This is a genomic window from Sulfitobacter sp. 1A13496 (assembly GCF_043557225.1).
In the GTDB taxonomy this organism is placed as follows: domain Bacteria; phylum Pseudomonadota; class Alphaproteobacteria; order Rhodobacterales; family Rhodobacteraceae; genus Sulfitobacter; species Sulfitobacter faviae.
The window spans coordinates 105,835-118,427 of the sequence record NZ_JBIFFP010000001.1 but is presented as its reverse complement, the minus strand read 5'-3'; the positions used below and the strand labels follow the sequence as shown (position 1 = coordinate 118,427).

Sequence of the window (12,593 nt, the reverse complement as noted above, 5' to 3'; positions counted from 1 at the left end):
CGGCTCACCGCGCGGGCAGGTGCTCCACCACTTGCTCCTGCTCACCTAGCCCTTGCACACCCAGCCGAACCCGGTCGCCGGGGTTGAGATAGCGTTGCGGTTTCAGCCCCATGCCCACGCCCGGCGGGGTGCCCGTGCAGATCAGGTCGCCCGGCTCCAACTGGATGAATTCGGACATGTAGGAGACAATCGTCGCCACATCGAAGATCATCTTTTCGGTAGAGCCGTCTTGCAGCCGCTCGCCATTGACCTCGGTCCAAAGCGACAGCTTGCCCGGATCGCCCAACTCATCCCCCGTCACGAGCACTGGCCCTGTGGGGCAAAAGTTGGGAAAGCTCTTGCCCTTGACCCATTGCCCGCCCCGCTCGGCCTGCCACGCGCGCTCGGACACGTCGTTGACGACGCAATAGCCCAGCACATAATCCAGCGCCCGATCGCGGCTGACGTTCAAGGTGGTGCGCCCGATCACCACGCCCAACTCGACCTCCCAATCAAGTTTGCTCATCTCTTTAGAATAGAGAAGCGGATCGTTCGGCCCACAATAGGTGCGGCTGGCCTTGTTGAACAGGATCGGCTCGCGCGGCACCTCCATGCCCGACTCCGCCGCATGGTCGGAATAGTTCAACCCGACGCCCCAGATGTTGCGCGGCTGGCTGACCGGTGCGGCGATGCGTTGGCCTTGGGTCTGGGCCAGCGGCAGCCCTTCCAGATCGACGCCCTCCAACACGTCGCGCAACGTCGGGATCGTCTCGGGCGTGAAGTCTGGCACAAGGGCGCTGACATCCCGCGCCTGCCCTGCCGCATCCAGCACCACCGGCGTTTTCGCGCCGTCCCGCGCCCCGTATCGCATCAATCGCATGGTCAAATCTCCCCTCTTCGCAACCCTCGTTGGCCGTACCATAGCTGCTCGATTTACGATGACCACCGCTTTGCAAAGTGGCGCACGCTGTCTCTGCCAATCGGCATCCGTCTGCTTACCGGGGTGAAAAGTCTTGTTCTTGCCCCAATTTAGCCGTTGCGGCATTGGCAGCGGTGCCCGAGGGGGATACCTTGGGTAAACATCTGCCTGTTCGCCAAGACAGATGCAAAGACCACGACAGAGGCAAATATGAACGACTTTTACAACGCTCTGGCGGATTTCGACGATCCGCTGCGGCAACTCTATATGCTTGCTGTCGAACCTGACCTCTCTGTCGAAGACAAGATCGCCAAGCTTTTGCAACTGGGCACAAAGGCGCTTGACCTCGAACTTGGCATCGTCTCCCGCGTGGATCACCCGGTCTATGAATGCGTCTACGTCCATGGGCCCGATTGGGCGCCCGCCCCCGGCAGCACCTTCGACATCAATGGCACCTATTGCCTGCATACGCTTGGCAACGACGATGTGACCTCTTTTCACCACGCGGGCCAGCAAGAGATTTCGGTCCATCCCTGCTATGAGAACTTTGGGCTGGAAAGCTACATTGGGGCACCGCTGAAAATCGGCGATGCGCTCTTTGGGACGTTGAACTTTTCCGGTACCGCCCCGCGCCCTGCCCCGTTCAGCAAGGCGCAGATCCAATTCGTTCAATTCCTCGCCCGCTGGCTGAGCAGCGAGCTCTCGCGGCAATCCGAGCGCCGCGCGCTGCGCGAACAGCGCGGGCTGCTCAAGGCGATGGTCGATGCCGTGCCCGAGGCCATCATCATGGCCGATCCCAACCGCCGCGTGGCCATGGTGAACCCGGCGGTCGAAACACTGTTCGGCTACAGCCCCGACGCGCTTTTGGGGCGGCAAACGGCGGTTCTTTACGAGACCCTCGGCAGCTATGAGCGCGTCGGCGAAGAGCTGTCAAATGCCGGCACCACCAGCAAGGAAAGCGGATTTTCCGTTGCCTGTCGCCGCGCAGATGGCACGACCTTCGAAGGCCAAGTCGCCACCGCCAAGGTCGAGACCGACCGCGGTGAGCATCTGGGCTATCTCGGCGTGGTGCGCGACGTCAGTGAGCAGCGCGAGTTCGAACGCGCCAAGGACCAGCTTATCGCCACCGTCAGCCATGAGATGAAAACCCCGCTGACCGCGCTGACCGGGGCGCTGCGTTTGCTTGAGTTGAACCCTGACGGCCTGCCCCCGCAAAAGCACAAGCTGCTGCAACTTGCGCTGCGCAACGCGCGGGCCATCGATCAGATGGTGGGGGACATTCTGGATGTCGAAACCCTGCGCAGGCCGGATCAATCGGGATTTTCCGAACGCCCCTTGGCACCGCTCTTGGCCCAAGCCTCGGAAACCTTGACCTCCTACGCGAAAGAGCGCGGCGTTGGCTTGGAAATGCCTCCATCCGAGGCCCCTGCCCCGCTGTTGCGGCTGCACGAAGGCCGGCTCACGCGGCTGTTGTCAAACCTGCTGTCCAACGCGATCAAAGCCTCGGACGAAGGCGGCACGGTTCAGCTTGGTCTTTCAGAGGATGGCACCGGGTTCTGGGTCAAAGACCACGGCAGCGGCCTGCCTTTGGAACTGCAACCGGTTCTTTTCGAACGGTTTTCCCGCGGCTCCAGCTACCGGGTCAAAGAGGGGCACGGGCTGGGAATGAGCATCGTCAAAGCCATTGTCGACCAGCACCTTGGGGAAATCCGCTTTGAAACCGCCGAGGGCGAAGGCACGACATTTTTCGTGGATTTCCCCCCGCTCGAAGGGCGGCCGGATGCGATGGCCGCCTCCTGACGGCGCATCGCGGCCCCGGCGGGGGTCAGGTCAGAAAAGCCCGAAGCGCGTGCAGCGTGCGATCGATCCCGGCGGCGGTGGTCAGCACCCCCGGCGACATGCGCAGGGTCTGGCTGCGGTTGTCGACGTAAATCTCCAGCGCCGCCAATTGCGCCACCACATCCGCCGCGTCGATGTGATCGGGCAGAACCACCATAAGACTGCCGCCCCGCTGATCCGGGTCCGCCGGGCTGGCAAGGGTAAGGCCCATCTCCTCAAGCCCCGCCTGTAGCCGCGCGGTCAGCTTGCGGTTATGCGCGGCCAGTGCTTCGGTGTTTTGCCCCATGCGCCATTTCATCGCTGGCAAGCTCGCCACCGCAGGAACGGTCGAAGGCGTGCCACTGTCGAGCCGCCGAATGTCGGGCGCGAATTCGAAAGCGTCGAGATCCCATGAGAACGGATTGCCTTGCGAGAACCAGCCGCGCATCTCGGGCTGGCACTGCGGGATCAAATCGGCATCCATATAGACGATCCCCGCCCCCGGCGTGCCGCACATCCATTTGAGGCTGGTCGACAGGGCGAAATCGACGCGCGGCGCGGTCACGTCATAGGGCAGCAGCCCCACGGCCTGCGTCATATCCACCCCGATGAGCGACCCCATCTTGCGGCCATGCGCCACCAATTGTGGGATGTCCAACCGGTGCGAGGTCGTCGAACTGACCCAAGTGAGCAGGGCCAGCGCCACCTCCTCATCCCAATGGGCGATGATGTCTTCGGCCTCGACCCAATGCCCCCCTTGCCGGATCGGCACAGTGTTCAACGTGAAACCAAAACGCTTCGACAGGCCGGTGAGCAGGAAGTGCAGAGAGGGGAAACCATCCTCAGCCACCAAGACCTTCTTGCCGCGCAGGGTGCCTTCGGGCAGCGCACCGATGACGGCCATCAGCCCGGTGGTGACGCTCTCTGTCGTGGTGACGGTGCCCTTCGGCGCGCCGATCAACTCGGCCCAGAGGTCAATGAACTGCTGGCGTTTGGGCAAGACATCGGCCCATTGATCGCCGTTGGGCGCGGCCCATGCATCGGTGAAATCGGTGAGCCCGGCCAGCATATCTGCATGTTTGCCGGGGTATTGGCCGATGGAGTGATAGAGGAGATAGGCGTCGCCCGTTCCTGTTTCTGTGGACATTGTAATCTCCGTAGGGTGTTGGCCGCGCAGGCGCGCGGGACGGTAATTTTGTGGGGGACGGGGCCGCTTCGGCTCAGCGGTAGCCGCGCTTGTAATGCTGCTCTAGCCAGCCGGTGAAACGGACCATCGGCCAAAGGATCGCGATGTAGATCAGCGCGGCCAGCAGCAGCGGTGTGGGGTTGGCGAAAAGCGCCTGCGCGTCGGTGGCCTGTTTCAGCAAATCATCCATCGCCACGACCGAAGCGAGCGAAGTGTCTTTCATGATCGCCACCGCATAGGAGGCAAGCGGCGGGATCATCATCCGAAACGCCTGCGGCAGGATTACCTTGCGCATGGTGGTAAAGAAAGACAGGCCAAGCGCATCGCAGGCCTCGAACTGCCCGCGCGGCACGGCTTCGATCCCGGCGCGCACGACCTCTGCCGTATAGGCCGCCAGCACCAGCGCCAGCGCAATGGTCGCCCCCACGAATGAGGAAAAGACGATGCCAGCGAAGGGCAGCGCGTAGTAGACAAGGATCAGCACCACCAGCACCGGAATGGCGCGGAAAATATCCGTATACAGAACCGCCAGCAGCCGGAACGGCTTGGCCGCATAAAGCCGCACCAGACAGACCAGCACGCCAAGGATACCACCAAAGAAAATCGCCGAAGCGCCCAGCAGGATGGTGTTGAGCAGCCCGCGCATCAAGATCGGGAAAGCGCGGCGCATCACGTCGAGATTGAAGAAGATGTCGATGATTTCCATTGCGCAGTCCGTCAGTTTGATCGCAGGGGGCGAACTTTGGGCCGTGGGCGGAGCGGCGCCCCGCCTGCGGCCCAAAGGTATCAGTCAGCCGAGGTGGGCACCGGCAGCGGGGTCACCGCAAGGCTGCCCTCGGCAGGGGCCACGCCGAGCCATTTTTCATAGAGGGCCGCCATGGTGCCATCCTCTTTCATCGAAGAGATCGCACCGTTGACCGCCTCCAGATGCTCAGAGCCCTTGGGCATCATGATCGCGAATTTATCGCCCGTCGGAATCTCGACCGCGACCTGCAAGCCTTGCATCGTCGGCTGGGCAAAGGCGTAGCGCAGGCTGACGATATCATTCACCGCCGCATCAATCCGGCCACTGCGCAGATCGGTCAGCATATTGGCGGTGGTGTCATAGCTGGAATAGGATTTATAGCCGAGCTCATCCTCCCGCTCTTTCAACCAATTCTCTGGGAAAGAGGTGGCTATGGAACCGATGCGTTTGCCCTCCAGCCCGTCGAGATCGGCAATCCCGGCGTCGGTCTTGGTCCCGACCCCCAATGCGCCCGAAAAATAGGGCTGCGTGAAAGACTGCGCCTCAAGCCGTTCATCGGTGATGGTGAGCGAGGAAATCACCGCATCGACCCGGCCCGAGGCAGTGGCCACGAAAAGCGCGCGGAAGTCGTAGCCGCTGATTTCGGTCGTCTTGCCAAGCCGGGCGGCGACCTCATTGATGATGTCGACCTCGAACCCCTCGAAGACGCCCGCTTCGTTCTTGAACTCCCATGGCGGGTTCGCCGGGTAAGAGCCGATTTTCAGTACGCCCTGCGCCATGGCAGAGACGCCCGACAGTGTCGTCAGCGCCGCGACGGTGAGGCCAACGATCAGATTATTTTTCAGATTCATGTTTTGCTCCCTGTGAACACCCCCGCGCAGCGCGGCAAGCTTCCCCCTATTGGCTGCCAGTTTTCGTATACGAATTCAATAAAATTTTACAAGTATGCAAACTTATACCTAGCCATAAGCGTATTTCTTGCGCATGCTCGGCCTGCAATCGCATACTTTTCAGAGAGGTCGGAATGCCCCGCTCAGCCAAGCGCCACATGAAAGATCAGATTTACGACATCTTCCTCGGGCGCATTCAGCGGGGCGAGATCAGCCATGGCGACCGCTTTGTCGACACCGCCGTCGCCGAAGAGTTCAACGTCTCGCGAATGCCGGTGCGCGATGCGCTGATGCGCCTGTCGCATGAAGGCTACCTCGACAGCACGACGCGGGGCTTCACCCTGCCCAACCTGTCGATGCGCCAGATTTGCGAGATTTTCGAGTTGCGCCGCCTGCTGGAGCCGCGCGCCGCAGCGCTGGCCACCAACCAGCTGACCGATGAGGACATCGCCACCCTGACCCGCGCGGTGGAACAATCCGAGCGCACGTTGGAAACCGGCGATATCGAAAGCCTCTATGCCGCCTCCGAAGACATCCGCCGCACTTGGATCATGGCCGTGCCTAACATCGAGTTGCGCGACACGATCCTGCGCTACATGGCCCAAATTCAGGCCGTTCGCATGGCCACGCTGCGCGACGCCATCGCGCATGAAACCCTCGTCGATTTGCACCGCGACATGCTGCGCGCCTTTACCGCCCGCGATGCGGCCAAGGTGGAGCTTTTGCTGCTGCGCTACGTTCTGGCCGGAGAGGACAGTTTCCTGCGGCTGAAAGCCCGCGCGCAGGATTAACCCGCCTCGCCCTTGGCCACCGCACAGAGCCAATCGCGCACGATGATCGCCGCGCTCGACACCCCCTGCCGGGGCGAAAGCAGGTAGAAATCCAGCCCGCCTTCCATCACATGCAGCACCGGGCGCAGCAGCCGCCCCGCCTCAAGATCGCGCTGCACCAGAAAGCGGCTTGCCAGCGCCACCCCCTGCCCCGCCAAAGCAGCATCGAGGCTCAGCGTCGTTTGATTGAACCGCAGCGCGCGGGCCGGTTTGACGCTGCCGCCAAAAGCCTCTTCAGCAAAGCGCGGCCAGAGGTCATGGGTATCGTGAAGCAGGGTCATGCGCGCCAGTGTGGCGGCATCGACCGCCCCCTCCCCCGCAAGCAGCGCCGGAGAGCACACCGCCACCACCTCCTGCGTGAAAAGCAAGTTCGCCCTCAGGCTCGCCCCAAAGGGCGGACGCGCCTGCCGCACGGCAAGGTCGATCCCATCGGCATGAAAACTCGCTACCCGCTCTGTCGCCGTGATGCGCAGATCGATGCCGGGATGGGCCTGGGTAAAATCCGAAAGCCGGGGGATCAGCCATTTGGATGCGAAGGTCGGTGTCACGCTGATCGTCACCCGCGCGGGCGCGTGGCGCAGGGCATCCGTCGCCTCCGCCAATTGTTCGAAAGCACGCGATACCGACAGATGATAGGCGCGCCCCTCGTCGGTAAAGGCCAGCCCCCGCGGCTCGCGCAGGAACAGACGCAGCCCCAGATGACCCTCCAGCCCGCGCACCTGCTGGGCGACCGCGCCTTGGGTCACGCCCAACTCATCCGCCGCGGCCCGGAAATTCAGGTGACGCCCCGCGGCGGCAAAGGCACGAAGCCCGTTCAAGGGCGGCAGAGGCATCTCATTCGACACGATAGTTTTCCTACAGTCACACAACAAAGCATCTGGCTGGCTGCACGGGATCACAGCACCTAAATGACGCAGCATATCCCCGCAGCGCAATCGCTGCCTTGTATATGGAGCATACCTGATGACAGCAGAAAAAGTAGCCCTTATCACCGCAGGCGGCAGCGGCATGGGCGCGGGCGCGGCCCGCAAACTGGCGGCAGACGGCTTTAAGGTCGGTGTCCTGTCTTCCTCCGGCAAGGGGGAGGCGCTCGGCACCGAACTGGGCGGCTTTGGCATCACCGGCTCGAACCAATCGCCAGACGCGCTGGCGCAGCTGGTGGATGGCGCGATGGACCGTTGGGACCGCGTCGATGTGCTGGTGAACTCCGCCGGGCATGGGCCGAAGGGCGACATTCTGGAAATGAGCGACGCAGATTGGCACGATGGGATGGATGTCTATCTGATGAACGTGATCCGCCCCACCCGTTTGGTAACGCCGATCATGGCGGCGCAGGGCGGCGGCGCGATCATCAATATCTCGACCTTCGCCACCTTCGAGCCGGACCCGCTCTTTCCGACCTCGGGCGTCTTCCGCGCCGGGCTGGCGGGTTTCGCCAAACTCTATGCCGACCAATATGCGGGCCAGAACATCCGCATGAACAACGTCTTGCCCGGCTTTATCGACAGCCTGCCCGAGACTGAGGACCGGCGCGCGCGCATTCCGATGGGGCGCTACGGCACCGAGGCCGAGGTGTCATCGCTGATCGGCTGGCTCGCCTCCGAGGGCGGGGCCTATGTCACCGGGCAGAACTGGCGCATCGACGGCGGGCTGACCCGTGGCGTCTGAAGTGCTTGCGCCCGGCACGCCGCAGCGGCTGGCCTTTTGGGTCAAATGGATCGCCTCGGTGATCCAGATCCTCGGCTATGCCGCCACAGGTTTCGGCTGGACGCCGTGGAACCTCTACCTCTTCGTGGTGGGGGTTCTGGGCTGGCTGATCGTCGGGCTGCTTTGGAATGACCGGGCGATCACGCTGGTTCACCACGTTGCCATGGGGGCGATGCTGGCGGGGATGGCCAGCCAGTAATGGCGGTGTGTCGAGGGGTGTCGCCTGCGTGACGCCCTCTCGGCCCCCGTATCCGAGTATATCATCCGGCGGGGGAGAACCGTGCCCCCCTCCCCCGCCTACCTTGCACGACGCGGAAGCTGCCCCATATCTCTTTGCAAAGGACAACCGCGAGAGACCAAGATGGGCTATGTGAAGACAGCGATGCTGATGGCGGCGATGACCGCGCTTTTCATGGGGGTCGGCTATCTGATCGGCGGATCGGGCGGTGCGCTGATCGCGCTGGTGGTGGCGGCGGGGATGAACGCCTTCACTTGGTGGAACTCCGACCGCTTGGTGCTCAAGATGCACAATGCGCAGCCCGTCTCGCCGGGGGACCGCGCGGGGCTCTACGCCATGACGGCAGAGCTTGCGCGGAATGCGGGCCTCCCCGAGCCCAAGGTCTATCTGATCGACACGCCCCAGCCCAACGCCTTCGCAACCGGGCGCAACCCGGCCAATGCTGCCGTGGCGGTGACCAAGGGGCTGATGCAAAGCCTCAGCCGCGAGGAACTGGCGGGCGTCATCGCGCATGAGCTGGCCCATATCCGCAACCATGACACGGCGATCATGACCGTGACGGCCACTTTCGCCGGTGCGATTTCGATGCTGGCGAATTTTGCGCTGTTCTTCGGCGGCGCGCGAGAGCGGATGGGGATGATCGGGACGTTGATGATGATGTTCCTCGCCCCCATGGCCGCAGCGCTGGTGCAGATGGCGATCAGCCGGACACGGGAATATGCCGCCGATAAGGCCGGGGCCGAGATCTGCGGCCATCCGCTCTGGCTCGCCTCCGCGCTTGAGAAGATCGCCATGGGGGCTGCGCGGATCGACAATCACGCGGCAGAGCGCAATCCGGCCACGGCGCATATGTTCATCATCAACCCGCTACACGCGCATAAACACGACAATCTTTTCGCCACGCACCCGGCGACGGAGAACCGCATCGCGGCCCTGCGTGCGATGACACCTGACGCCGCGCCAGTGCGAACACAGAGCGCCCGCCCAACCAGCAGCAGCCGCATCCCGAAAACCGGCAGACGCCGCGACGCGGGGCCGTGGCGCTAGGCCGCGCTTAGCCCCGCCGCCAGTAGGCGGTGCAAATCTGGCGGGTTTTATCCATGCCGAGCTGGGTTTTGAAATGCCCGCGCAATTGCTGCGCGTTCTGGAACTCTCCGGCGAAAAATGCATAGCCCAAACCGTCATCCGTCAGCGCCTGCGCATGGCCAAGCACTTCGGCTTCGAAGGTGGCGGGCGGCAGGGCATGGACGCGCAGCTTGGTCTTGGGCAGGTAGTCGCGATACGACACGCCTTGCGGCAGGGCCGCCACCACATCGCCCACCGCATCCTCCGGCAGCCGCGCCAAAAGCTGCGCCACGGCGGGCAGCCCCGTGCCATCGGCGGCGAGGAAATAGGAAGAGGCTTTCGGCAAAGCGCTGATGCCCACCGGCCCCATTGCACCGATCCGCTGCCCGGCATGGGCGTTCTGCGCCCATTGCGAGATCAGGCCAGAGCCGTGGCGGACCACGTCGATATCGACCTCTTCGCGCTCGGGGCGGATGTTCTTGAGTGTGACATAGCGCGCGTGCAACTCATCCGCACCCTTGGGCCAAACCGGCGCCCCATTGGCGCCCATCACCGGCCAGACCGGCGTGCGGCTGGCATCGCGCGGCAGGATCAGGCGCAGATGGATGCCCTGCGGGGCAAGTTCGGCAATATCCGGGTAATGCAGGGTGACGCGCTGCATCCCTTCGAAGAGGATTTCGCTGTTCAGCACCTCCAACAAACGGAAGTTCTGCGGCGTCTCTCCGGCCTCTTGCGCCACACCCTGCCAGCGGATGCGATCGGCCAGCGCGGGGTCAAACTCCGCCACATGATGGACCATGCCCTCTTTCGAGAATTGCATGGCATTCTCGCCGGGGGCTTGCAGGCTGACCTCCAGCCCACGCGGGCAAAGATCGAACTCTACCCGGTAGCCGTCTTGCTCAAACACATGACCCGTCGGCCCCTTGGCGCGAAACGCCATGCCGTGATCATCGACAAGATGCGACAGGATTTGCGAGAGCATCTCCTGCGGGGCATCCATGGGGATGGTGGTCTTGGCTTTGGCGATGGTCATCCGTGGCTCCTCCCGAGGCAAAGAAAAGCGCGGCACACGAGGGGAGTGCCGCGCTCTAGGCTCACCAGCTATGGGCCAGCTTCACGGTGACTTCACGGCCGGGGCTGTAGAAGTCAGCGTAAGAGCCGCCGAAGGAGGTGTGCTTTTCGTCGAACAGGTTGGTGACATTGGCCGACAGGGTAGTCTGCTCGGACAGGTCATAGCTTACCGCGGCATCCACCACGACAAAGCTGCCCGTCTCGCCTGTGGCGTTGCTGTCGCTGTAGTAGTAGCCGCTGTTGAACCGTGCGCCCAAACCGACGGTCAGATCACCGCGGCCAAGGTTTTCCCAAGTCCGGCTGGCCCAGATCGAAGCGACGTTTTCAGGCACCAGACCGGGGCGGTTGCCAACGTTGCCAGAGGTGCCGTTCTCTTTGATCTCGGCATCTAGATAGCTGTAGGCGGCGGTGAAGGTATAGGCACCCATCTCGGCCTTGGCTTCCAGATCGATGCCGCGCACGCCGATCTCACCAATGGTTTCCGGCAGGTTGGTCGCAGGGTTGGTGCGGGTGATGTTGCTTTTCGACAGGTCATAGACCGAGGCCGTCAACAGCGCGTTGGTCCCCATGGGCTGCCATTTGGTGCCCAGTTCGAACTGCTCGCCCTCTTCTGGCTCAATGCCGATGCCCGCAGGCACGACTGATTGCGCGTAGTTACCGAAAACCGAAAGGTTTGGTTTGATCTTGTAGGTCAAACCCACGCGGCCTGTCGTCTCGCTAATTTCACCGTCAGCTTGAGTTGTGATGGTTCCGCCGTTCACATAGTCAACATCTGTCCGCGTTTGGTGGATGTCGATCCAGTCGTGACGCAATCCAAAGGAGGCAAGAAAACGGTCCTGCCAATTGAATTCTTGCTGCAAGTAGATGGCTTTACCTTGAGTATCTTCAATCACTTCCTGATAGAATGGGACACTGTCGGGGCGGCCTGTAGGCGTCGGGTTGTCGAGGTCAACCGAAGGGGCCCCGCCATACAAGCGCAGATCGGTGCTATCGGACCAGGAGAATTCGACGCCCGCCGTGGTGGTGCTGGCCGCCCCGCCGAGGAACCCCTCATAGGTCAGATGCAGATCGGAGATCATGCTCTCGCTCGTGCCATCGCTGGCAAAAAAGGCGCGGTCCACCGTGCTGTCATTCGGGGTTCCATCGCTGACATAGGCATAGCCGAAGTCATCGGCGCTGTCGCTGTAGCGCAGGGTGCCGCCAAAGCTCAGCCCGTTGCCAAAATCATGCGCGCCCAGAACAGAGACGGTCGTCCGCTCGGTGCCGCGGTAGTTGTAGTCAGGCTCGCCATAGAACACATCGCTGCGGTCAAAATCGCCGCCCGCCGGGAAACCGCCGCTGCCGGGCACGGAGTCGCGGTCAAGGTGGTCGACGATCACGGTCAGCTCAGACGCATCGGAGGGGCGCCATGTCAGGCCGCCCATCGCGAAGATCTCATCGTTCTCGGAATAGGGATACTCAAGCTCGCCATTGCGCAGCAGACCGGTGAAACGGTAGCTGAGCGTGCCTTCCTCATCCAGATTGTCGCCGAAATCCACACCGGTTTCCAAGCTGCCATAGGAGTCGACCGAGGTGTAGACACTGCCAAAACGTTCGTCGCGGGGGCGTTTGCTGACATAGTTGACCGAGCCGCCGGGATCGGAGAGGCCGAAGGTCGACGACGACGCGCCGCGGATCACCTCGACGCGCTCATAGGCGAAAGGCTCTTCGCGGACCGATCCGAAGTTCGCGCCCAGCGTCAGCCCGTCGCGGTAGGTATAGGCTTCGAACCCGCGCAGGATGAAATAGTCGAACCGGTCATCCGCGCCATAGCTGTCGGTGCTGGCACCGGCGGTGTAGTTCAACACCTGCTCCACGCTATCCGCGCCGCGGGCTTCGATCTCACGGCTGGTGATGACCGAGACGCTGGCCGGGATGTCGATGATCTCACCCGACAGTTTGCCGCCGCTGCTGATCTCGCTGGCGACAACCGTTTCGGCATCCGCCGCGCCCGAAGTCTGCGCTTCGGCTTCGAGGATCACGTCATCCAACTGGTAAGCTTCTTGCGCGTAAAGCGTGCCCGGCACCAGCGCCGTACAGCACAAAAGCGCCGTCTTGAGAGAGCCGCGCCCCAGTTGCAGGGGGATGAGTTTGGAAGAGGACATG

12 protein-coding genes are annotated in these 12,593 nt (G+C 62.7%); 5 read left to right on the top strand and 7 right to left on the bottom strand.

Annotated elements, in window-relative coordinates:
* Positions 1-4 precede the first annotated feature (4 nt).
* Positions 5-859 carry a fumarylacetoacetate hydrolase family protein gene (locus tag ACGYLX_RS00570; RefSeq protein WP_394446745.1) on the bottom strand — a complete coding sequence of 285 codons (855 nt, stop codon included), beginning with the start codon at positions 857-859 and terminating at the stop codon, positions 5-7.
* A gap of 249 nt (positions 860-1,108) precedes the next feature.
* Here ACGYLX_RS00570 and ACGYLX_RS00565 point away from each other — a divergent pair, with 249 nt between their 5' ends.
* Positions 1,109-2,698 (top strand): ATP-binding protein, encoded by a 1,590-nt coding sequence (locus ACGYLX_RS00565; protein ID WP_394446743.1) that lies wholly within the window; start codon positions 1,109-1,111, stop codon positions 2,696-2,698.
* A gap of 25 nt (positions 2,699-2,723) precedes the next feature.
* Here the strand turns inward: ACGYLX_RS00565 and ACGYLX_RS00560 are convergent, their stop codons facing one another.
* The 3 genes from ACGYLX_RS00560 to ACGYLX_RS00550 form a co-directional block, all read right to left on the bottom strand.
* The gene (locus tag ACGYLX_RS00560; RefSeq protein ID WP_394446741.1) at positions 2,724-3,863 is read right to left on the bottom strand and encodes an aminotransferase class V-fold PLP-dependent enzyme; all 1,140 of its coding nucleotides are present in this window, start codon (positions 3,861-3,863) and stop codon (positions 2,724-2,726) included.
* 73 nt (positions 3,864-3,936) lie between these two features.
* Positions 3,937-4,608 (bottom strand): amino acid ABC transporter permease, encoded by a 672-nt coding sequence (locus tag ACGYLX_RS00555; RefSeq protein ID WP_067265504.1) that lies wholly within the window; start codon positions 4,606-4,608, stop codon positions 3,937-3,939.
* Between the two features lie 80 nt (positions 4,609-4,688).
* Positions 4,689-5,498 (bottom strand): ABC transporter substrate-binding protein, encoded by an 810-nt coding sequence (locus ACGYLX_RS00550; RefSeq protein WP_394446739.1) that lies wholly within the window; start codon positions 5,496-5,498, stop codon positions 4,689-4,691.
* Positions 5,499-5,671: 173 nt separating this feature from the next.
* Between ACGYLX_RS00550 and ACGYLX_RS00545 the strand changes: the two genes are divergently transcribed.
* Positions 5,672-6,328 (top strand): GntR family transcriptional regulator, encoded by a 657-nt coding sequence (locus tag ACGYLX_RS00545; protein WP_394446737.1) that lies wholly within the window; start codon positions 5,672-5,674, stop codon positions 6,326-6,328.
* Here the strand turns inward: ACGYLX_RS00545 and ACGYLX_RS00540 are convergent.
* Positions 6,325-7,200, bottom strand: a complete 876-nt coding sequence (locus tag ACGYLX_RS00540) for a LysR substrate-binding domain-containing protein (RefSeq protein ID WP_394448061.1) — start codon at positions 7,198-7,200, stop codon at positions 6,325-6,327. The genes ACGYLX_RS00545 and ACGYLX_RS00540 overlap by 4 nt on opposite strands.
* A gap of 130 nt (positions 7,201-7,330) precedes the next feature.
* Between ACGYLX_RS00540 and ACGYLX_RS00535 the strand changes: the two genes are divergently transcribed.
* From ACGYLX_RS00535 to htpX, 3 genes are all read left to right on the top strand, one after another.
* A complete protein-coding gene (locus ACGYLX_RS00535) occupies positions 7,331-8,035 on the top strand; it encodes an SDR family oxidoreductase (protein WP_394446735.1) in 705 nt (234 codons plus the stop codon).
* Positions 8,025-8,273 (top strand): DUF6552 family protein, encoded by a 249-nt coding sequence (locus tag ACGYLX_RS00530; protein WP_394446733.1) that lies wholly within the window; start codon positions 8,025-8,027, stop codon positions 8,271-8,273. The genes ACGYLX_RS00535 and ACGYLX_RS00530 overlap by 11 nt, the downstream gene beginning before the upstream one ends.
* Positions 8,274-8,435: 162 nt before the next feature.
* Positions 8,436-9,359: a zinc metalloprotease HtpX gene (gene htpX, locus ACGYLX_RS00525; RefSeq protein ID WP_394446731.1), complete on the top strand. Its 924-nt coding sequence runs from the start codon at positions 8,436-8,438 to the stop codon at positions 9,357-9,359.
* Between the two features lie 7 nt (positions 9,360-9,366).
* On the opposite strand, the gene ACGYLX_RS00520 is transcribed toward htpX, so the two are convergent.
* Together ACGYLX_RS00520 and ACGYLX_RS00515 are read right to left on the bottom strand one after the other, a co-directional pair.
* Positions 9,367-10,410, bottom strand: a complete 1,044-nt coding sequence (locus ACGYLX_RS00520; protein ID WP_394446729.1) for a siderophore-interacting protein — start codon at positions 10,408-10,410, stop codon at positions 9,367-9,369.
* A 61-nt stretch (positions 10,411-10,471) separates the two neighbouring features.
* The gene (locus tag ACGYLX_RS00515) at positions 10,472-12,592 is read right to left on the bottom strand and encodes a TonB-dependent siderophore receptor (RefSeq protein ID WP_394446727.1); all 2,121 of its coding nucleotides are present in this window, start codon (positions 12,590-12,592) and stop codon (positions 10,472-10,474) included.
* Position 12,593: the final 1 nt, after the last annotated feature.